Annotated in this window: 35 protein-coding genes and 1 tRNA gene; 27 read left to right on the top strand and 9 right to left on the bottom strand. The window is 34.7% G+C overall.

Annotated elements, in window-relative coordinates; all coding sequences use genetic code 11:
* The first annotated feature begins 11 nt into the window (after positions 1-11).
* From ACX12B_RS03705 to ACX12B_RS03575, 27 genes are all read left to right on the top strand, one after another.
* A complete protein-coding gene (locus ACX12B_RS03705) occupies positions 12-824 on the top strand; it encodes a putative RNA uridine N3 methyltransferase (RefSeq protein WP_459352699.1) in 813 nt (270 codons plus the stop codon).
* 205 nt (positions 825-1,029) lie between these two features.
* Positions 1,030-2,025, top strand: coding sequence for a 50S ribosomal protein L3 (locus ACX12B_RS03700; RefSeq protein ID WP_459352698.1), 996 nt, complete (start codon positions 1,030-1,032; stop codon positions 2,023-2,025).
* Entirely contained in the window at positions 2,022-2,837 is an 816-nt protein-coding gene (gene rpl4p / locus ACX12B_RS03695; protein WP_459352697.1) for a 50S ribosomal protein L4, read from the top strand. Before ACX12B_RS03700 ends, rpl4p begins: the two co-directional genes overlap by 4 nt.
* Entirely contained in the window at positions 2,834-3,100 is a 267-nt protein-coding gene (locus ACX12B_RS03690) for a 50S ribosomal protein L23 (RefSeq protein ID WP_141975629.1), read from the top strand. The genes rpl4p and ACX12B_RS03690 overlap by 4 nt, the downstream gene beginning before the upstream one ends.
* 27 nt (positions 3,101-3,127) lie before the next feature.
* Positions 3,128-3,523: a 30S ribosomal protein S19 gene (locus ACX12B_RS03685; protein ID WP_459352696.1), complete on the top strand. Its 396-nt coding sequence runs from the start codon at positions 3,128-3,130 to the stop codon at positions 3,521-3,523.
* 5 nt (positions 3,524-3,528) lie between these two features.
* Positions 3,529-3,987, top strand: coding sequence for a 50S ribosomal protein L22 (locus ACX12B_RS03680; protein WP_459352695.1), 459 nt, complete (start codon positions 3,529-3,531; stop codon positions 3,985-3,987).
* 2 nt (positions 3,988-3,989) lie between these two features.
* Positions 3,990-4,745 (top strand): 30S ribosomal protein S3, encoded by a 756-nt coding sequence (locus ACX12B_RS03675; protein ID WP_459352694.1) that lies wholly within the window; start codon positions 3,990-3,992, stop codon positions 4,743-4,745.
* Positions 4,742-4,948 (top strand): 50S ribosomal protein L29, encoded by a 207-nt coding sequence (gene rpmC / locus ACX12B_RS03670; RefSeq protein WP_459352693.1) that lies wholly within the window; start codon positions 4,742-4,744, stop codon positions 4,946-4,948. The genes ACX12B_RS03675 and rpmC overlap by 4 nt, the downstream gene beginning before the upstream one ends.
* Entirely contained in the window at positions 4,945-5,211 is a 267-nt protein-coding gene (locus tag ACX12B_RS03665) for a ribonuclease P protein component 1 (RefSeq protein WP_459352692.1), read from the top strand. The genes rpmC and ACX12B_RS03665 overlap by 4 nt, the downstream gene beginning before the upstream one ends.
* A complete protein-coding gene (locus tag ACX12B_RS03660; RefSeq protein WP_459352691.1) occupies positions 5,208-5,531 on the top strand; it encodes a 30S ribosomal protein S17 in 324 nt (107 codons plus the stop codon). The genes ACX12B_RS03665 and ACX12B_RS03660 overlap by 4 nt, the downstream gene beginning before the upstream one ends.
* Complete coding sequence (locus ACX12B_RS03655; RefSeq protein WP_048069135.1) at positions 5,531-5,953, top strand: 50S ribosomal protein L14; 423 nt, start codon at positions 5,531-5,533, stop codon at positions 5,951-5,953. Before ACX12B_RS03660 ends, ACX12B_RS03655 begins: the two co-directional genes overlap by 1 nt.
* Before the next feature lie 4 nt (positions 5,954-5,957).
* Entirely contained in the window at positions 5,958-6,443 is a 486-nt protein-coding gene (rplX, locus tag ACX12B_RS03650) for a 50S ribosomal protein L24 (protein WP_459352690.1), read from the top strand.
* Complete coding sequence (locus ACX12B_RS03645; protein WP_459352689.1) at positions 6,443-7,159, top strand: 30S ribosomal protein S4e; 717 nt, start codon at positions 6,443-6,445, stop codon at positions 7,157-7,159. Before rplX ends, ACX12B_RS03645 begins: the two co-directional genes overlap by 1 nt.
* A gap of 4 nt (positions 7,160-7,163) precedes the next feature.
* Complete coding sequence (locus tag ACX12B_RS03640; protein WP_459352688.1) at positions 7,164-7,685, top strand: 50S ribosomal protein L5; 522 nt, start codon at positions 7,164-7,166, stop codon at positions 7,683-7,685.
* A complete protein-coding gene (locus ACX12B_RS03635; protein WP_014963151.1) occupies positions 7,685-7,864 on the top strand; it encodes a 30S ribosomal protein S14 in 180 nt (59 codons plus the stop codon). The genes ACX12B_RS03640 and ACX12B_RS03635 overlap by 1 nt, the downstream gene beginning before the upstream one ends.
* Positions 7,865-7,870: 6 nt before the next feature.
* The gene (locus tag ACX12B_RS03630; RefSeq protein WP_012215178.1) at positions 7,871-8,263 is read left to right on the top strand and encodes a 30S ribosomal protein S8; all 393 of its coding nucleotides are present in this window, start codon (positions 7,871-7,873) and stop codon (positions 8,261-8,263) included.
* Positions 8,253-8,810 carry a 50S ribosomal protein L6 gene (locus tag ACX12B_RS03625; RefSeq protein WP_459352687.1) on the top strand — a complete coding sequence of 186 codons (558 nt, stop codon included), beginning with the start codon at positions 8,253-8,255 and terminating at the stop codon, positions 8,808-8,810. Before ACX12B_RS03630 ends, ACX12B_RS03625 begins: the two co-directional genes overlap by 11 nt.
* A 17-nt stretch (positions 8,811-8,827) precedes the next feature.
* On the top strand, positions 8,828-9,115 hold the full coding sequence (locus tag ACX12B_RS03620) for a hypothetical protein (RefSeq protein WP_459352686.1): 288 nt from the start codon (positions 8,828-8,830) through the stop codon (positions 9,113-9,115).
* Between the two features lie 72 nt (positions 9,116-9,187).
* Positions 9,188-9,264: transfer RNA gene (locus ACX12B_RS03615), tRNA-Asn, on the top strand.
* A 188-nt stretch (positions 9,265-9,452) separates the two neighbouring features.
* On the top strand, positions 9,453-9,701 hold the full coding sequence (locus ACX12B_RS03610; protein WP_428324258.1) for a hypothetical protein: 249 nt from the start codon (positions 9,453-9,455) through the stop codon (positions 9,699-9,701).
* A gap of 10 nt (positions 9,702-9,711) precedes the next feature.
* On the top strand, positions 9,712-9,939 hold the full coding sequence (locus ACX12B_RS03605) for a hypothetical protein (protein ID WP_459352685.1): 228 nt from the start codon (positions 9,712-9,714) through the stop codon (positions 9,937-9,939).
* A gap of 124 nt (positions 9,940-10,063) precedes the next feature.
* Positions 10,064-10,513, top strand: a complete 450-nt coding sequence (locus tag ACX12B_RS03600; protein WP_459352684.1) for a DUF2299 family protein — start codon at positions 10,064-10,066, stop codon at positions 10,511-10,513.
* A 59-nt stretch (positions 10,514-10,572) separates the two neighbouring features.
* Positions 10,573-10,725, top strand: coding sequence for a hypothetical protein (locus ACX12B_RS03595; RefSeq protein WP_459352683.1), 153 nt, complete (start codon positions 10,573-10,575; stop codon positions 10,723-10,725).
* 114 nt (positions 10,726-10,839) lie between these two features.
* On the top strand, positions 10,840-10,965 hold the full coding sequence (locus tag ACX12B_RS03590; RefSeq protein ID WP_459352682.1) for a hypothetical protein: 126 nt from the start codon (positions 10,840-10,842) through the stop codon (positions 10,963-10,965).
* Positions 10,966-11,071: 106 nt separating this feature from the next.
* Positions 11,072-11,227, top strand: coding sequence for a hypothetical protein (locus tag ACX12B_RS03585; RefSeq protein WP_459352681.1), 156 nt, complete (start codon positions 11,072-11,074; stop codon positions 11,225-11,227).
* Positions 11,228-11,665: 438 nt separating this feature from the next.
* Positions 11,666-12,154, top strand: coding sequence for a DUF4352 domain-containing protein (locus tag ACX12B_RS03580; RefSeq protein ID WP_459352680.1), 489 nt, complete (start codon positions 11,666-11,668; stop codon positions 12,152-12,154).
* 101 nt (positions 12,155-12,255) lie between these two features.
* Positions 12,256-12,660 (top strand): hypothetical protein, encoded by a 405-nt coding sequence (locus ACX12B_RS03575; protein ID WP_459352679.1) that lies wholly within the window; start codon positions 12,256-12,258, stop codon positions 12,658-12,660.
* 80 nt (positions 12,661-12,740) lie between these two features.
* Here the strand turns inward: ACX12B_RS03575 and ACX12B_RS03570 are convergent, their stop codons facing one another.
* The 9 genes from ACX12B_RS03570 to purQ all read right to left on the bottom strand — a co-directional run bounded on the left by ACX12B_RS03570 (position 12,741) and on the right by purQ (position 20,211).
* Positions 12,741-13,145: a PPOX class F420-dependent oxidoreductase gene (locus ACX12B_RS03570; RefSeq protein WP_459352678.1), complete on the bottom strand. Its 405-nt coding sequence runs from the start codon at positions 13,143-13,145 to the stop codon at positions 12,741-12,743.
* Positions 13,138-13,458, bottom strand: a complete 321-nt coding sequence (locus ACX12B_RS03565) for a hypothetical protein (protein ID WP_459352677.1) — start codon at positions 13,456-13,458, stop codon at positions 13,138-13,140. The genes ACX12B_RS03570 and ACX12B_RS03565 overlap by 8 nt, the downstream gene beginning before the upstream one ends.
* Positions 13,459-13,495: 37 nt before the next feature.
* Positions 13,496-13,999: an ArsR/SmtB family transcription factor gene (locus ACX12B_RS03560; protein ID WP_459352676.1), complete on the bottom strand. Its 504-nt coding sequence runs from the start codon at positions 13,997-13,999 to the stop codon at positions 13,496-13,498.
* Positions 14,000-14,347: 348 nt separating this feature from the next.
* Positions 14,348-15,172 (bottom strand): phosphoribosylaminoimidazolesuccinocarboxamide synthase, encoded by an 825-nt coding sequence (gene purC, locus ACX12B_RS03555; protein ID WP_459352675.1) that lies wholly within the window; start codon positions 15,170-15,172, stop codon positions 14,348-14,350.
* A 33-nt stretch (positions 15,173-15,205) separates the two neighbouring features.
* Complete coding sequence (locus tag ACX12B_RS03550; protein ID WP_459352674.1) at positions 15,206-15,592, bottom strand: hypothetical protein; 387 nt, start codon at positions 15,590-15,592, stop codon at positions 15,206-15,208.
* 33 nt (positions 15,593-15,625) lie between these two features.
* Positions 15,626-15,904, bottom strand: a complete 279-nt coding sequence (locus tag ACX12B_RS03545) for a DUF427 domain-containing protein (protein WP_459352673.1) — start codon at positions 15,902-15,904, stop codon at positions 15,626-15,628.
* 2 nt (positions 15,905-15,906) lie between these two features.
* The gene (locus ACX12B_RS03540; protein WP_459352672.1) at positions 15,907-17,376 is read right to left on the bottom strand and encodes an amidophosphoribosyltransferase; all 1,470 of its coding nucleotides are present in this window, start codon (positions 17,374-17,376) and stop codon (positions 15,907-15,909) included.
* A complete protein-coding gene (purL, locus tag ACX12B_RS03535) occupies positions 17,369-19,534 on the bottom strand; it encodes a phosphoribosylformylglycinamidine synthase subunit PurL (RefSeq protein WP_459352671.1) in 2,166 nt (721 codons plus the stop codon). Before purL ends, ACX12B_RS03540 begins: the two co-directional genes overlap by 8 nt.
* Complete coding sequence (gene purQ / locus ACX12B_RS03530; RefSeq protein WP_459352670.1) at positions 19,531-20,211, bottom strand: phosphoribosylformylglycinamidine synthase subunit PurQ; 681 nt, start codon at positions 20,209-20,211, stop codon at positions 19,531-19,533. Before purQ ends, purL begins: the two co-directional genes overlap by 4 nt.
* Between the last annotated feature and the right edge of the window lie 33 nt (positions 20,212-20,244).

Genomic DNA, 20,244 nt, shown 5'->3' with positions numbered 1-20,244 from the left:
ACTCGATTATTTTGAAATTATCTGTTGCAATTCCCGAATCATCTCTATCAGATGAATCATTGAAGATAGACAAGACAAGAAAGATTTCAGTGTTAGCAAGAGCTTGTGCAATTTTTAAAATTGAAACTATCTATGTATACCAAGAAGGAAACAACAAACAAGATGGAAACCTTATGGTAATGATTCTGAAATATTTAGAAACACCACAATTTTTGAGACGGAGATTGTTTGCAAAAGTAAACGACTTAAAATTTGCAGGAGTATTGCAACCATTAAGAATTCCAAGTCATGTTACACCTGCAAATCCAAAAAAAATAAGCAGAGGTGACGTTAGAGAAGGAATCGTAGTAAGTGTAAAGGGAAAAAGATTCGTAGATGTAGGAATAAATCAATTAATTCCATTTTTTGGAAAAACATCTATTGGAAAAAGAGTAACAGTACAGTTCAAGGAAGGACATCCAAATTTCTCAATTAAAGAAATTAACAAAAGTGAAGCACCAGAGTATTGGGGATATTCAGTTAAGGAGAGAGCAAATCTATTTTCGTTGTTATCTGAATGGAAAGGAAACATAATTCTAACATCAAGAAAAGGTAAAACCGCAACAAAAGAACAAATTGCAAAATATACAAAGTCTGATCAACCAACACTTGTGGTGTTTGGTTCTCCTGAGAAAGGAATTCATGAGATCTTAGGTGGAAAGATGAAAAATGTACAAAATGCAAAGTCTCTAAATTTTTTCCCGAATCAAGCTACACAAACAGTACGTCTAGAAGAGGCATTACTTGGAACTTTATCTATATTGAATGCACAAACTACATCATAATCATGGCAGAAAGAAAAAATTTTTTGTTGTTGGCAATAGGAGTAGGAGCTGCAGGAATTATTATCGGTACAATAACAATTTGGAATATGTTAAATGAAATTCTAAAGCCTTAATTTTCAGGCACAGTTGGTTAACTAGGATTTTTTTAGCGGTTAACGATATCTCACATGGTTTAATAGAGGGCAATCGATGATGCGTTTTAGTCATGGGTGCTAGAAAAAGACATTCACCACGTAGAGGAAGCCTTGCGTATTCACCTAGAGTACGCGCTAAAAGTATGGAGGCAAGAATCAGAGCATGGCCCAAATTAGATTCAGACGAGCCAAAGATTTTAGCTCATTGTGGTTTCAAAGCAGGGTGTGTTCAAATTGTCAGTATTGATGATCGTGAAAAAGTACCCAATGCAGGAAAACAGTTGGTAAGTCTTGGAACAGTTCTAGTTACACCACCAGTATTGATTTTAGGAATTAGAGGTTATTCAAAAGATCATGATGGATTACATGCAGAGTTTGATGTTTATGCAGAAGACATTCCAAAAAATATCGCTAAAGAAATTTCACTAAAAAACAAACAAGAAAATGCAATTGACAATGCAGAAAAAAGTTTGAAGAAAATTAAAGAGATTTTTGCAATTGTTGCAGTGTCACCAAGTGCTGCAGGATTAGAGCAAAAGAAACCATATGTCTTTGAAGCTTCAGTAAGTGGAGGAGATATTCCAAAACAATTTACACATGTAAAAGAATTACTTGGAAAAGAAATTAAGATTGATCAGATTTTTGAAACCGGTGCAAGTGTTGATGTTGCAGCAATCACAAAAGGTAAAGGATGGCAAGGTGTTTTGAAAAGATGGAACGTAAAGAAGAAACAACATAAATCAAGAAAGACAGTTAGAGAAGTTGGTTCATTAGGTCCAATCTCTCCACAAAGTGTCATGTATACAGTTCCAAGAGCAGGACAATTTGGATTCCATCAAAGAGTTGAATATGATAAAAGAATTATGATTATGGGCAACACTGAAGATGATAAATTAAAAATTAATCCTGATGGAGGGTACAAACACTTTGGTTTAGTTAAAGGAGATTTCATTATTCTAAAAGGTTCAGTTCCTGGAACTTACAGAAGACTAATCAAACTAAGAAGTCAGATTAGAAACGTTCCAGCCAAAGTTAACAAACCAAACATCTTGGAGGTAGTAGTATGACCAAGACCGATGTATATACAACAACTGGAACAAAAGATGGAGAAGTAGAATTACCAGCAGTATTCTCCACACCATTTAGAAGAGAATTAATTCACAAAGCTTTCACTAATCTTACATCACATAAATTCCAACCACAAGGAAGACATCCAACTGCAGGTCAAGACGTAGTTGCAGATTCCAATGATCCACCAACAGGTCAAGGTGTATCTCGTGTCGCCAGAGCACAAGGCGGAGGTGGTGGAAGACAAGGTCAAGGTGCAGAGGTTGCATCAACTAGAGGAGGCAGACAAGCACATCCACCTATTGTTGAGAAAGTAATTTACAAAAAATTAAACAAAAAAGAAAAGAAATTAGCATTATGTTCAGCAATTGCGGCAACTGCATCAAAAGATAGAGTAGAATCCAGAGGACACAAAGTAGAAGGAATTGAGTCATTTCCAATTGTAGTCTCTGATGAGATTGAATCAGTGTCTAAAACAAGTGAGGTGACCAAAATACTAGATTCATTAAAACTAACACAAGATGTAAAAAGATTACAAGCAAGAAAACCACGTTCTGGACAATCAAGACTTAGAGGAAGAAGTAAAAAAGTTGGAAAGAGTGTATTGTTTGTAACTAAAGATGCATCAAACATTTCAAAGGCAATAGGCGCACTGCCAGGAGTAGAAGCAACAAGTGTCAAAGATTTGAGCGTATTAGATTTAGCTCCAGGTTCAGACCCAATTAGATTAACCGTTTATTCCAAATCCGCAATTGAGGAGATTGGAAAGATAAAATCAACACATCTAGAGGTAATGGCGAAAGTACAATGAATGTAGATCAAGCAAGTAAAATCATACTAAAACCATACATTACGGAAAAGACATTTGCAATGGTAGAAAATGAAAGTAAAATTTGTTTCATAGTAGACAGATCAGCAAGCAAACCAGAAATTGCAGATGCAGTTAACACACTATACAATGAAAAAGTTACTAACGTAAACACAGCTAGAACAATTTACGGCAAGAAAGCATTTGTTCAGTTTGAAAATACAGAAAAAGCAAGAGACCTCGCAACAAAGATAGGAATGCTATAATAGGGAGCTAGAAGGGGAAGAACAAAAATGGTTAAAGAATTTTCATACAGAGGAATTCCAAAAGAAGAACTCGAAAATATGTCATTAGAAAAATTATTCCAATTATTCAATGCAAGACAAAGAAGATCCCTTACCAGAGGAATTACCGACGGTAAAAGAAAATTAATTGAAGAGATCAAAGCTGCAAAAGCAGGTAAATTAAAAAATCCAATCAAAACTCATGTTAGAGATTTGATTATCCTACCATACATGGTAGATGTTACAGTAAATGTTTTCTCAGGAAAAGAGTTCAGACCAGTTCTAATTAGAACAGAGATGATTGGTCACTATTTGGGAGAATATGTCATAACAAACAAGAAGGTTTCACACGGTGCACCAGGTGTAGGCGCATCAAGATCCAGCCTCTACGTACCATTGAAGTGATTATTATGGGTAGATTCGGTTACGCTTTCCAAAATTATGATGCAACAAGACATGTACGTTCTTCAGTTAGAGAAAAAGACATGTCACATAAACATGCAAGAGAAGTTGCAGTTGCAATTAAAGGACTATCAATTGAAAAAGCAAGAGATTACTTGCAAGCTGTAATACACAAAGATAGAGCAGTTGCATTTAGAAGATACAAGAACCAAGTAGGACATAAAGGAGATCCTGGTATGATGGCAGGACGTTATCCACAAAAGACAGCAAAAGAATTCATCAAAGTTTTAGATAATTTAGAATCAAATGCTGAATACAAGGGAATGGATTTAGATAGATTAAAAATTGTAAATGCAACCGTTCACAAAGGAGTAATCGTAAAAAGATTTATCCCAAGAGCAATGGGAAGGGCAACTCCAAAGAACAATGTATTAACTCATGTAGAATTGGTGGCCCAGGAGATTTAGAAATGTCGTCAGTCAAAAATGTAATCAAAGACAATTACAATATGATGCTACTCAAAGACTATCTTAGAGAAGCAATCAAAGAAGCAGGGTTTTCACATGCAGAAATCTCAAAAACACCAACAGGAACAAGAGTTGCATTACATGTCACAAGACCTGGAATAGTTATTGGAAGAAAAGGTTCAGGAATTAGAGACCTTACTGACAAACTAGCAACAGACTTTGGGTTAAAAAACCCACAAATTTCAGTAGTAGAAATTGAGAAACCAGAATTATCACCAAGTGTAATGTGTAACAGAATGGCTTCTCATCTTGAAAGAGGAACAGCATTCAGAAGAGCAACCATGTGGACTCTAAAACAAATTATGGAAAACGGGGCCATGGGCGTACAAATTACAATTTCAGGTAAGCTTAGAGGTGACCGTTCTGCCTTTGAAAAACATACAGCAGGAATTTTACCAAGAGCAGGTCATCATGCAGAAGTAATTGTTGCAGAAGATATCGCACATGTCAATACAGCAATGGGATTAATTGGAATTAGAATTAGAATTGCAAGAAAAGAGAAATTTGTTCCAGAATTTGAAATGAGAGTAGAAAAACCAAAGAAGGCAAAACAAGTCAAAGATGCAGAAACAGGTAAGATGAGAGATGAAACTGCTGCTGAAAAGAAAGCAAGAACAGAATCAGAACAAATTGCAATAGAAGAAGAAAAGATGAAAGAACTTGAAACATTAGAAGAAGAGGAGGCCAAACTTAAATGACCAGAATCAGCATGAAGACAATTAAACAGTTAAACGAAAAAGATCTAAAAAGTAAGATTCAAGAATCACGAAGTGAGCTTTCAAAACTTAGAGTAGATGCAGCTAAAGGTACACTAAGAAAAGAAAGTGGAAAACTAAAACCACTTAGACATGACATTGCAAGAATGCTAACAAGATTAAACGAGATGAGGAAAGAGAAATGATTACTGCAGACAACATCACATCACATGAATTTATTGGGTTAAACACAGAGATAATTCAATCAACAAATCCACAAGTAATAGGATTAAATGGAAGAATTGCAAATGAAACAAAATCAATGTTTACAATTAATACAGATAATGGAATGAGATCAATTGCAAAATCTACCAGTAATTGGAAGTTTTCAATTAACAATAATGATGTTATTGTAGAAGGTTCCAAAATTGCAAAAAGACCATTTGACAGAATTGGAGGAAAGGCATGACTAAAAATATTGGACTAAAAGTAAAAGAGCCAAAAAGAGAATGTACAGACAAAAACTGTCCATTCCATGGAGAATTATCAATCAGAGGTAAACTCTTCGATGGTAAAGTTACTGGAAGTAAGGCAAGGCAAACCATTACACTACAAAAAGATGCACCAATTTACTTTAACAAATTCAAAAGATATGCAAGAGGAAAGAGTAGCATTCATGCCCATGTTCCAGGATGTATTGATGTCGAAGCAGGAGATAATGTATTGACTGCAGAATGCAGACCAATATCAAAATCAGTGTCATATGTTGTTGTGGAGGTTAGATCATAATGGCAAAACAAGCAGGTAAAGGAGTAGAAGAATTCCGACCATATGTAACTAAAGTAATTCCAGTTGGCGCAAATATTGTATGTGCAGATAATTCTGGTGCAAAAATTTTAGAAGTAATTAATGTTCCAAGACATAAAACAAGAGCATCAAGACTTCCATCAGCATCAGTTGGAGACTTTTGTAATGTTGTTGTAAAGAAAGGACCAGCAGAGTTAAGAAAACAAGTGTATGGTGCAGTTATAATTAGACAAAAATATCCGGTTCGCAGATTAAACGGTGTAAGAGTTTGTTTTGAAGACAATGCAGCAGTGTTGATCACTCCAGAAGGAGAAACAAAAGGAACAGACATCAAAGGACCAGTAGCAGCAGAAGCTTCAGAAAAATGGCCAAGAGTAGCTAACTTGGCATCAATGGTGGTATAAGAAGATGAAACCAACTAAAATGCGTAACAAGATGATTTATCGTGCATCTTACCAAACAAAAAGCAAACAGCTTGGAAGTGCATTATCAAAAGATCTTCATAAAAAATACGGTAAACGAAGTGTCAGAGTAGTTGAAGGTGACAGTGTAACAATTCTCAGAGGAGAATTCAAAGGTGTAGATGGCAAAGTTGCAGAAGTATCTACAGAAAAGAGCAGTGTTGCAATTGAAGGAGTAAAGAAAGAGAAAACTAAAGGTGACAAATTTGATGTTTTCATACACACATCAAATCTACTAGTCACATCACTTAACACAGATGACAAATGGAGAATTGCAAAATTAGAAGGCAAAGACCCAAGAAAAGTACCTAAAACTGAGCCTAAAAAAGAAGAACCAGTAAAAGAATCACCAAAGAAAGAAGAATCTGTCAACGAAGAGCCTAAAGAAACAAAAGTGGAGAACAAATCTGAAAAAAAGGAAGATGAGAATTAATGGTAAGTATAGCAGGTAGTAAAAAACTCAAACGACAAATGGCACCTCAATTCTGGGGAATAGCTAGAAAAGACAAAAGATTTGTAATCACAGTAAAACCAGGACCACACGGAAAAAATCATTCAGTTCCAACAGCAGTATTCCTTAGAGATATGCTAAAGATTGTTACAAGTCTTAGAGAAGCAAAAACTGCAATATATTCAGGTAGCGTAAAGATTGATGGGGTTGTCAGAAAATCACTTCATCATGCAATTGGTTTAATGGATGTTGTAGAATTAGAAAATGTTTCAGATGCTTATAGATTAGTACCAACAGAAGGTAAGCTTCTAAAACCAATTAAAATTAACGATGCAGAAAAAACTAAAAAACTTGTACAAGTTACTAGTAAAACTACAATTAGCAAAGGAAAAATGCAAATCGGATTCCATGATGGACGTTCAACAATTTCAGATACCAAAGTAAGTGTTGGAGATGTATGTTTAATGCAAGTTCCAGAACAGAAAATTCTTGAAGTAATTAAATTAGAAGCAGGAAATCATGGATTAGTTACACGTGGAATTAATGCAGGAAGAATTGGAAAGATAGAAACAATTGAAGAAGGTACATTTAATCTTCCAAAAAGAGTCATTCTAGACTTGGAAGATAGAAAAATCGAAATTCCAGCAGACATCATTATGCCAATAGGAAAAGAGGAACCAGTAATTCAATTAAAGTGATAATATGTCTCAAACAACAGAATCCCCAATGAAAAAAATCTCGTTAGAGAAAGTAGTACTCAATATGGGACTTGGTAAATCAGGAGATGTAATTGATATTGCAAGAAGAGCATTAGAACAAATTTCAGGTAAAAAACCATCACCACGTAATGCAAAAGAAACACAAAGAGATTGGGGTGTAAGAAAAGGAGAACCAATCGGTGTTGCAGTAACAGTTCGTGGAGAAGATGCTAAAGCATTATTGAAAAGATTGTTTGAAGCAAAAGGAAATACTGTAAACGGAAGATCATTTGATAATTTTGGAAACTATTCATTTGGAATTAACGAACATATCGACATTCCAGGAGTAAAATACGAACCATCAATTGGAATTTTAGGTCTTGGAATTTCAGTCACATTAACTAGACCAGGTTATGGAATTAGAAGAAGAAGTAAACACAAAGCAAGTGTTGGAAAATCCCACATCATTACAAAAGAAGAAGCAAAGGATTATCTAGCAAAAGAGTTTGGAGTGACGGTAGCATAATGGCAAAAGATAGATCATACGAATTTACTGGAAGAAAAAAGCATGATTTTGGTAGAGGTTCAAGATGGTGTAAAAGGTGCGGAGATTATACTGCAGTTATACAAAAATATGACTTGATGTTATGCAGACGATGTTTCAGAGAGGTAGCAACATCTCTAGGATTTAGGAAAAATAGGTGAGAGAAGATGCCAGCAACTAACATTTTAGCAAATCTATTTGTCACATTATACAATAATGAAACAAGAAGAAAAGGAGAATGTACAATACTCCCAACTTCAAAATTAGGAATAGAAGTTCTAAAGACACTTCAAAAAGACGGATACATTGGAGAATTTGAACACATTGATGATAAAAGAGGTGGAAAATTCAAAATAAAACTATTGGCAAAAATTACAAAATGTGGAGCAATCTCACCAAGATTCAAAGTAAAGACAGATGAATTTAACAACTGGGAACAACAGTACTTGCCAGCATATGATAGAGGAATGCTCCTAGTTACAACTAATCAAGGAGTAATGTCACATCATGAAGCAACACAAAAAGGAATTGGAGGATTTTTGATAGGATATGTCTACTAGTCAACTCGAAAAAATGCAAGATCAGGTAACAATTCCTGAAGGGGTTAAAATTACACAAAACAAACACATGTTAACATTTGAAGGGCCACTAGGCAAAACACATAAAAATTTCAGAAATATCCCGGTACAAATTGAAATTGTAGAAGATAAAGTTAATCTCAAAACAATCGGTGAGAAAAAAAGAGATTATGCAATTTTACATACGGCAAGATCAATTATAAGAAATATTTGTGAGGGTCTTGTTGAAGGATATACAATTAAAATGAAAGTAGTCTTTGCACACTTTCCAATCACAGTAAAAGTAGAAGGTAAGAAAGTTTTAATTGAAAACTATCAAGGTGAAAGAGCACCAAGAACAACTCACATCATGGGAAATACCAAAGTAATTCCAAAAGGAGAAGATGTTATTCTCACTGGAGAAGTTTGGACAGACATTACACAAACTGCAGCTAACATAGAATTAAAAACTAAAGTAAAAAACAAAGATCACAGAGTTTTCCTAGACGGCATCTATGTCTATGAAAAGAAAAAAGGCATAGACAAGTAAAATTTTTAATTCTTCTAATGACCCTAGACCCAGAATTTGCTAAACAAACAACAGACTTAATCCAACAGACTTTAGAATTATACAAAAAATCAGGAGCTTCTCCAAGAGTTGGAGAAATTTGGAATTGTGAAAAAATAGGCGATTTCTTGTGCGGGTTTTTTGTTGGAGAGATGGTAGGTTCAGCACTCAGTGCATTTCAAGTTGTACATCAAAGAGAACCTACTGCTGATGAACACCTAGATATTATCGAGTTAGTTGAGAACCATTCAAAAGAAATCAAAGAATTTTTTGCCAAATTTAACTAAACTACTAACAAATTTGGTCTAAATTGTATAGTCGCAAGGATTAAATCACTTTTGCCAAGGTACAAACATGTTGCCGCCCTAGCTCAGCGTGGTAGAGCATCCGACTGTTAATCGGACGGTCGTCAGTTCAAGTCTGATGGGCGGCGCCACTTATTTCTAAACTCGAGTTTTGAAACATTTTATTTTGACACTGATAACATAATCACCATAATAGAAAAATAATATTTCTAAATTCGAATTTAGAAATATTGATCGGTTGACAGTAATTGGTTTACACTATTAGACAACATAGATCTAATAGATGATCGCACATTTAGAATAATGCAGGAGGTTTACATTGGTCAGAACTAGAAGGGCCAACAGATATTGTGTTGATTGTGGCGCAAGACTAGTGTATTACCCTAGATTATCAAATCCAAAAGCACCAAATGAACACAGAGTACTAGTTTATGCATGCCCAGACTGTACAGATGACTTTGAGAAACCAAAAATGTTCTCAATTAAACGCAATCAAGTAGAGGATCCATTAGAAACTGTAGAAATTGAAATTACACAGTTACAGAAAAAAGCAGCTACTACAAAATAATTTTAAGAAAATGACATATCCTGAAAGACCAAGAAGCAATTTGTGGTTTTTGCTACCAATATTTTTTGGTATAATAGGAGGAATTATTGCATATTTTATTATACGAAATGACGATCCAAAAAAAGCAAAAAATTGTTTGTATTTGGGAATTGCATTGATGATAACAGGGTTAGTTCTTAATGTAATTATTGCATCACTTGTTCCTGAATTTGGTCCAGGTTTTCAAGTAAACGTTTAGCAAAAATGTTTAGTTTACAGGTAAAGATTTAGAATATTTCTAAACTCGAATTTAGAAATATTGTAAATTTAGTACTGTGATCATTGAATTTAGAATCATATAGAAGCACTTACAAGGATTTGTGATGAGCGCTTCAAAAATAAGAGATAATGTTGAAAGATGGTTAATTCATGAAGGATTATCATTTGAAGATATCAAAAATCCAGAAAATACATTTCAAATTCTTGTGAAACATGCAGGTCCTGCAGGAGTTCCTATAGAAATTTTTGAGCCAAAGGCACAACAAGGTATTTTGGTAATTGGCTCCAAAGTCATTATGAAAAATAATCAGATTGCAAGATATCTTGGATTTAGTGAAGAAGAGAAAGAAAAGTTTGAGAAAAAAGTAGCTGATTATTGCTATACCATTCAAGCAATTAATAAAAATACTACAGAAGATGGAAAACGTAAGATCGGAGTCTATGCGGTGTTAGATAAGGAAGAAAACATCCATCAACAAGGATTGTTTGATGCAATGGACAGAGTTTCAGAAATGCATGAAAAAACTGCAAGATTCCTAATGAAGACATTCTAAAAATAGACGATTTATCAATTCTACGCGGGCCTTATATCAAAAATTACCGTATTCTAATCATGAAAAGAAAAACATCAAAATCAAAACCAAGAGAACTTACAATTTCTACAAAAGAATTGTCAAGATTTGGCATGGGGGTAATGAATAGAGCCCTCAAAGTAGTCAATACTGCAAAAAAAGGCAAGATTACAATCAGAGTAGAACAACAATAAACTCAAGTTTTGTAGTTTCAACAAGTGGGTTCATACCCCTTTTTTATCAGATTTTCAGGATGTATTTCTTCAGGACATACCATTGGTTAATACAAAATAATTAACAGGATTTTCATGGAATTAGACTCAATATTGAACATGGAGTTAATCATTGGCCCTGCAACAGAACTTGCAGATAGAATGATGGATAGTACTCTAATGCTAGTTGACAAGTTAATGTCATCAGTTCTACTAAGTTAGAATGTTTTTGGCAGTATTTCTGTCCAAAAACCCCCCTATTTTGGTAGAAAATGTATGTTCAGATGGACAAGCAGAAGGTAAAATCACAATATTTTGCTAAAAAAACATGGAAATCAATTCTTTACAGATTGACGAGAATGCAATAAACGAATCATTTGAAACTACCAATAATCTGTTTGATAATTTCAGAATATTTTCATCTGAAATATTTACTCAAGTTTCAGAGTTAATCGGAGAGTTTACTCAAAATTTTCTGAAATAATATATTTGTCAGAATTATGCCTAGGCGTTAAACCCCCCTCTAATTTGACCATGATTAGGCACAATGTCATTTTTTCAAAATTAGGCATTTGGATGGGGGGTTGAACGCTTGTGCCTAGATATGAAATGCAACCTTCAAACCACCCTGATGTCCCAGCTAAACATGTATGATCTTTTTAGATCATGCCTAAAAGCTCAACCCCCATATTTTGATGAAAAATTATCAAAAAATTCCAAAAAAATAGGTCAAAAAATGCCCAAAAAAAGACCAAGATGGAACACTAGATCGAGTTAAAATTCCGTGGATTTTATGTCATAAAGTATCGTAATACTATCAGAGTTTAGGCCCCTGCCCCTCTCACTTGTGCAATTTTGCACCGGGGTCTAAGCACTTTTTTCCAAACTATGCAACTATATATCAAAAAAACCACGGTTTTTTGTGGCAGGATTAGGCGTAATCATAGTAATTGGAGCAATACTAGTTTCAATGGGAGCTGCAATGTACACATATACGCAATATCAGACCAACTTTATTGAAACTACTGCAGGAGAAACTGTCACAGTAGGTCCTGTAGAATATGTCATTACTTTTGAAGGAACACATGAAGGAGATAAGAAAACGCAACCAGAAAATACGTTTGTTATGATTGGAATTACTGCAAAATACATAGGAGATGAAGAAAGAACCCTGCTATCAGGAGGACAATTTTACATTGTTGATGAAAAAGATCAAAAACATGAAGCAGTTTATGGTGAGTTTTCCTCAAAAGATCTTCTTTTAGAATGGTTAGAACCTAACAAAGCAGTAGAAAAAACAACACAGTTTGACATTCCATTTGATGAAGAAAAATCATACAAAATAATTATCAGACCGCAAAAAGAACAATCAACAGTTGATACAGCATCAGTTTGCATAACAAATTGTTGATCGGAAAATTCAAAATTAGAAATAATTGTCAAATTTTTCTATAGTTTACGTAGTATTGTATGACTTTTACCATATAACACATATCATTTTTGAAAAAAATCATGGCAATATCTAAAGCCAAAAGAGCCGAAGCAGCTAAAAAAGCAGCAAGAACTCGAAAGAGAAATGCAGCTAAAAAAGCAGCAGAAGCCGCAGCAGCAGCAGCATCTCGTAAGAGAAAAGCAGCACGTAGAAGAAATGCAGCTAAAGCAGCAGCACCAAAGAGACGTACTGCAGCTAAACGTAAGGCAGCACCAAAGAGACGTACTGCAGCTAAACGTAAGGCAGCTCCAAAGAGAAAAACTGCAGCTAAAAGAAAAGCAGCTCCAAAGAGAAAGGCAGCAGCAAAACGCAAAGCCGCTCCAAAGAGAAAAACTGCAGCTAAAAGAAAAGCAGCTCCAAAGAGAAAGGCAGCAGCAAAACGCAAAGCCGCTCCAAAGAGAAAGGCAGCTAAACGTCGACGTTAAGCTGTCATGCTAACTTTTTTATAATTTACATTCTACATTTATTATATTTCTAAATTCGAATTTAGAAACATTCTAAATTGTTACTCTGACATTTTTAATTCAGGCAAAACAAAAACTTTGTTTGGTTTTATTTTTAGTATAACTCTTTTTTCATCATCACGTTTGAATGGATAGTGTTCTCGTCCCATGTATTGTTGTGTTAATTTATCTGCATGTTTGTAATCATGATCAGGAATCAATTCTTCAACAACCCCACGAATTGTTGTCATGTCAAGAGGATTATCTTTTGATACAACAGAAACTGCAACTCGAGGATCACGTAAAACATTTTTGTGTTTAATTCTACCTTCAGCAGTATTTACCAAAACATAACCATCTTCAAAATTTGCCCAAACAGGTGAAACTTGTGGAGAGCCATCTTTCATCACAGTTGCAATATACACAAGATTTTTTTCAGAAAATAGTTTTACAGCTTTTTCATCCATGTATGTCATCCCTCCATATTGTTGGAAGCTGTTCAATTTTAGTGATAACCTCAAGTGCTTTTTGGTTATCTTTTTCTTGCATTGCCACTGAAAACTCATAACCTAATCGGATCGCCTCAGGAGAAAGATCCTTTATTGATTCAAGATCTTTGCCTTCAATCTTTATTCTCTCACCAATTGCGCACATTTTCCAATTATCAGACATGTCCCGGTGTTCCTGACCAAGTTCTTCTTGAACATGACTACGCCAGTTTGTCAGAGTCATCTTTTCTATAAGATCTTCTGTTTTTTGGCTGTAAAATACGCGTACCATGTAAGAATTTCTTGTAAGAAATACTTAGGTGTAACGATTATTTTTTGCCAGAATTCTCAAGGACATTTGTCATGGCACGATTCATTATCTCCATTACCAAATACTGAGAATATTCTTCAGATTTTTTCCCTTTTGTTTTTCCAGTTTTTGGAGTTAGTCCTTTGAGGATTTTTTCAATTTTTGTTGATGTGTTGTCAATGACTTTTGAATATTTTGAGTCAAAATCTTCAGGGGTTTGAAAATCAAGTAATTTTGTAGAAGTGCTGTAAAATTTTGTGATGGCACCACGGGATTCCTCAATTCGTACAATTTCAATTAGCCCAGATTCTTTTAGAATTTCTAAATGATGACGTACTGTAGTTAATGCTTTTTTAAATCCAGATTTTTTTAAGGTAGTTGTAATCTGATCAGCAGAGAGAGATTGATGATATAATATCTCAACAATTTTTGCGCGTGCAGGGTCTTCAATTGCTCGTGCGTGTTCAATACTTGTCGTAACAATACGATTTACTTTGATTGGCTTTTCTAATAACGTAGACATGCTAAGATTACCTTTAATTCCGATCTAAAAGATCCTTGTATCATATTTTTTTGTCTAATCGCATCAATTTTTTTTCATTTCTAAAAAAATCATACCACTATGAAATTTATCATTACCATTACAATAATTATCGTAATGCAATTAGTAATAACAATACCACTATCATATATGTTATACTGGATAAAGAATTATTGTAACGGTCTAAGATTTTTTGTAAAATATCAAAAAACCCATGATCAGGGAACAAAGGTCTGAAAATACGTCATCAGGATGTAAATTTCCATATTTTCAAAAATACAATTCGAGTTGAAAGTTAGCTACTAGTCAACATAAAACGCAAAAATCTATCTACAAAGATTTGCCAGAGATTTTTTCATATGCAGCAACATAACGTTCTGTCATTTTCGAAATAATTTCGGGGGGGATTTCAGGAGCTATTGGTTCTTCCCCATTATCACGAGCATCATCGAATTGTTTTTGATACCCATTTGCAGTTAACCAATCTCTTAAGAGTTGTTTATCATATGCTTCTTGAATTTTTCCAACCTCAAAGGAGTCTTTGGGCCACAAACGATACTCATCAGGACCAATAGAATCACCCAATGTGATATTGCCATCTAAAATTCCAAATTCTAATTTCAAATCAGCCAAGATAAAACCAACGTTATCTGCAATACTAGTCATTTTTTTGTAAATTTCAATCGAAGTTTTTTCTAGCCAATTGTATTGTTCTTCAGAAACCAAATTCATTTCAATTGCTTTTGCTCTGTTAATTGGAATATCGTGTTCAGATTTTGTAGTAGGATCAAATATTGGTTCTGGAAGTTTTGCAGCAAGAGTGGTATCAGTTCCTTCAGGAACTTTGACTTCACCCTTCTTCCATCTACTTACTAAACTACCATAGAAATAACCACGAACTACACATTCTATTGGAAGCATTTTCATTTTCTTTACAAGTATCTCAGTTTCAGATTCACGTTTAACAAAATGATTTGGAACATCTAGTTCATTGAACCAAAATTCAGCAAATTTACACAGAACCTCACCTTTTCTAGGAATGTCTTGCTTGAATTTTACATCATATGCAGAAACTCGATCAGAGAATTTGAAGAGTAAAGTACTATCATCAACATCATAAAGATCCTTTACCTTTCCACTGGTAAGAAATTTCAAGTAAAATTACTTGGTTTTTACAGAATTTAACTGCTAGGAACCCATCATGCCAACCATTTTTGGCATTTCTCTGTAGGCCTTGTTGACAAAGATGTCATTATCAGCACTAATCATTACAAATTCCATAGAGTTTTCAGGGGGAGGAGAAACAATGATTTTTTGTCCAACATTAAGTGTTTGAATATCTAGGATATCCCCATCACCAAAATTAATGTGAAGATTCGTTATGGGTTTGGCGCCAAGGTTTTGAATTGTGACGCGTCCCATTGTAAACATTCCTTGTTCATCTAAAAGAGGATCTACAAAGATTTCATAATCCTGAGTAGTTATTGAAAACTTGAAAAAATCTGCCCCAAAAATAACACCAATAATTACAATTACCCCAACACCAACACAAAGAAGCGCAGTGTATTGTTTCACAAAAACCCTATGAATTTCTAATAATTAAGTTGGTTACTTTACTTCAACGCCATTCCAAAATGCAACCATACCTTTAATTTTCATAGCAGCATCATTTGGTTCTGCATAATACCATGCACAGTCTTTGTTGGTTTTCCCATTAACTGTTACAGAGTAATAATTTGCCATACCTTTCCAACCGCAAAAGCTAGTCATATCAGTTTTTTCAAAGTATTCTTTCTTGATAGAATCAGCAGGAAAATAGTGATTGCCTTCAACTACAACAGTATCTTCACTTTCTGCAATTACTTCCCCATTCCAAATTGCTTTCAATGTTAACTTACTTCTCCTTTGATTTCTTCTCTACTCTTAAACTCTGGAGTAATTCCAAGTGAATCATAATTTCCAGATGAACATGTAAAGCACATAGAATCAGTTGGAATTCCAACGGCTGCAGCAAGATTCTCAGCATCATTATATCCCAAAAAGTCAGCACCAATGCTTTTTCTCACCATATCGATGGTTTCATCTAAAGACATGTCCTCTCCATTAGAAAATGTTGCAAGTTCTTCCTGAGATGGAAAATCAATTCCAGCATAGCATGGGAATTTGATTGGAGGGTATGTAATCACCATACTGATTTTTTTTGCGCCAGCACGTCTCAATGCCTTGATAATGGCTTTAGAGCTAGTACCTCTAACTAAACTATCATCAATTACAACCACATGTTTTCCTTCAATGATCTCTCGGATTGGAATAATCCATCGATTAATTTCTATTCTATCAGTTTGATGAGGTTCAATGAAACTTCGTAGCGGCCCTTTCTTACTGTATCTGTCTTTGAGTAATCCTTCATCAAAAGATACACCAAGTTCTTGAGCATATCCTAATGCAGCAGGTCTTGCAGAATCAGGTACAGGTATAACTAAATCAGCATCTTTGATTGGAAATTTCTTTGCCAGATAACGCCCAATATTCTTTCTTGCGACATAGATGTTAGTACCTTCCATGTTACTTGTTGGATGAGCAAAGTAAGTGAATTCAAATGAACAATGTGCACGTTTAGTATCATCTGAAAACATTTCAGTTTCCAAACCATCTTTACTCATTCGGATTAATTCACCAGGAGTTACATTTCGCTCCATTTTAGCACCAACTGCAGAAACTGCAGAAGATTCAGATGCAACAATGTAAGTATCATCAGATTCTTTATGACCTAAAACCATTGGACGGAATCCTTTTGGATCCCGTGCAGCATAAACAGAATTATCATCAGAGATAAATGTAAAGCAATACGAGCCAACCATCTCATTTTTGAGAACAGATAGTGCTTTTCCCATTTGCCCATTTTCAGAAATTAATGAAACAAGTCTTTGGGCAGCAACCAGAGTATCACTTGCGTTTTGAGGAGTAAATGAACATCCACCTACCAAATTAGATAATTCCTGGACATTAGCAATTGTTCCATTATGAGCAACACAGAGATCTTTTACTTTGAGAGGTTGGGCGTTTTCTAGTGAACTTCGGCCCATAGTAGAATAGCGAACATGACCAATTACACAAGGAGAAGAGTATTCTTCAGCAATTGTTTTGAATTCAGAAGATGCAGCAGATACAAGACCCAATCTTTTGAGAGGAGGCTTGTTAGGAATTGCAAGACCCCATGCTTCTTGACCTCGATGTTGTAAAGCACGTAATGCGTCAATTGCCATAGGGATAACATTAGTACCACTAAGACTGTAAATTCCAATTACACCGCAGTTCTCTTTTGGTTTATCATCTAGAATATGCTGAGGTTTATCCATGCAGTACCAAATCCCTTAACGAATTTAACCAAGTTTTTTGTGCTTTATCAACTCTTAGATCTATGATCGATTTTGTTCCCTTTACGAATTGAATTTTGTCCCCTCCAAATTTACCTATAATGTTGTATGCGGTCTTGTTCTTTTTGAGAATTTTTTCAACTTTTGAGAGATTTTTCTTATCAAATGTTAAAAGATAACGAGAATGGCTTTCTGAAAATAATATTCTATCAACATCTAATTTTTTGGCAGGAATTTTGTCTAGAGATACTTTACATCCAATCTGATTATTCATAGCCAATTCAGATATTGCAACTGCCAATCCACCTTTTGAGCAATCATGAACAGATTTCAAAAGTTTTTTTGGAATTATTTCCAAAACAGACTTCATATTTTTCTTAGATTCAGTAAAATCAACTGCAGGACATTTACCACCAATGAATTTGTGTATGTATTCAAAGTATTCTGAACCGCCAAGCTCATCTTTTGTTTCTCCAACAATTATCAAATAATCATCTTTACTGATTCTTTGAGGAATCTGAGGATGTTTGTCAATTAGTCCTATAACACCGATTAACGGAGTAGGTTTGATTGGACCATTAGGAGTTTCATTATACAGGCTCACTTTACCTCCAACACAAGGAATTTTGTAGTCTTTAGCAAAATCAGTCAATCCTTTTAGAGATTCTAAAAACGTCCAAAATATTTCAGGGTCTTTTGGATTTCCAAATTGAAGATGATCTAGCATTCCAATTGGTTTTGCTCCAGTACAAACAACATTTCTGCATGCTTCTTCAAAGCAACCAATTGCACCTTCTCGAGGATTAATGTAACATTGTTTTGGATTCCCATCTATTTTGACTGAAAGAAACTTTCCGTTATCTAATCTCAAAACAGATGCATCCCTGCCAGGTTTCACTACAGTTCTGATTCCAACTTCATGATCATATTGCCCATATACCCAAATCTTGCTTGCAATGTTTGGAGATGCAAGTAATTTCATCATTGTTTTAGAATAGTCAGAGATTGGTTTGAGTTTCTTTTCTTTCTCAATATTTTTGAGATATGATGGTTCTTTTGAGGGTAAATCAAGCAAGGTGGCATTTGCCACAACATCAGTTGGAAGATTTGCAAATGTCTTTTTACCTTTTTTGACATGCATTTGATTGTCAGATTTTACACTTCCAATAACAGAACAACCAATTCTAAATTTTTTACAAATTTCTTGTAGTTTTTTGAATTTAGTTTTACTAGTAACAATTAACATTCTTTCTTGAGATTCAGAGACCATAATCTCATCAGGATGCATGTCAGATTCTCTAGTGTGAACTTTGGCCACATCCATCTCAATTCCAATCTCTAATGCATCAGCAGTTTCAGAAATGGCACAAGATAATCCACCCCCACCCAAGTCCTTCATTGCATGGATAAGTTTTTCATTTCGTGCCTCCAAAACTGCTTCAATGATTAGTTTTTCAATGAAGGGATCAGGGATTTGCACTGCAGAACGGTCTTCAGATTCTAGAGAATCAGATGCAAATTGTGAGCCTCCAATTCCATCCCTTCCTGTAGAACCACCCATTAAAACAACAATGTCACCTTTTTTTGCATGATTTTTTATCAAATTCTCTTTTTTGCCAAAGCCTACAGCAGCAACATCTACTAGGGCATAATTTTCATAACATTGATCAAATTCAACTTCACCGCCAATAGTTGGAATCCCTAAACAATTTCCATAGTCAGCAATACCAGTTACAGCATTTTTGAATAACCATCTTGCTTGTTGATCTTTTTCAATATCTCCAAATCTTAATCCGTCAAATATTGCAATAGGTCTTGTTCCAGCAGATAAAATATCACGAATTACACCTCCAACACCAGTTGCAGCGCCACCATATGGTTCTACAGCTGAAGGATGATTATGACTTTCAATGTGAGCTGTAACAACATATCCACCACCAACATCTAAGACACCAGAGTCATAACCTTTCTCAGTTATTACAAGTGGACCTTTCATTGGCAACATTTTGAGATGTTTTTTTGAGGATTTGTAAGAACAGTGTTCAGACCATTCTGCTGCAACAATTTGTAGTTCTGTAGAAGTTGGATCTCTTCCAATTTTAGATTTTAATTCAGATAATTCTTGAGGTTCTAAACTCAATTGCTTACACCCATTTTAGATAATAGAGATTCAAAGATTAGAGAAGAAGGTTTGTTATCAATTGGATTGATTTCTGATTCAACAGCTCTTTCAGGATGAGGCATCATACCGACAACATTTCCATCTTCGTTACAAACACCAGCAATTCTATTTGAAGAGCCATTAACTACTTCATCGTATCGGAATACAATTTGGTTTTTCTTCTTTAGTTGTTTCAACGTATCATTATCAACATAATATCTGCCCTCACCATTTGCTATTGGGATTGGAATTTTTTGTTGAAGTTTAAACTGATTTGTAAATGGAGTTTTGTTATTTTCGACAATCAAATTTGTCCATTCACACATGAAATTAAGAGATTCATTCTTGAGTAAAACTCCAGGTAATAGACCAGATTCCACTAGAATTTGAAATCCATTACAGACTCCCAAAATAGGAATTCCTTTTTTTGCCATTTTTTGAACATCCTTAATGATTGGGCTATGAGCAGCAATTACTCCAGCACGGAGTCTATCACCATAAGAGAATCCTCCTGGAAGAATTACTGCGTCAATATTTTTTGGTAGAGATTTTTCATGCCAATAGTATTGAGCGTCAAGATTAAAGACATCAGTTAGAACATGATACATATCACGATCACAATTACTACCAGGAAAAACTACAACCCCGACTTTCACAATTAGAATTAGATCTCGCGATATTTAATTTGA

The sequence above is a fragment of the Nitrosopumilus sp. S6 genome, from assembly GCF_054515815.1.
This window is presented reverse-complemented; position numbering and strand designations above follow the sequence as displayed.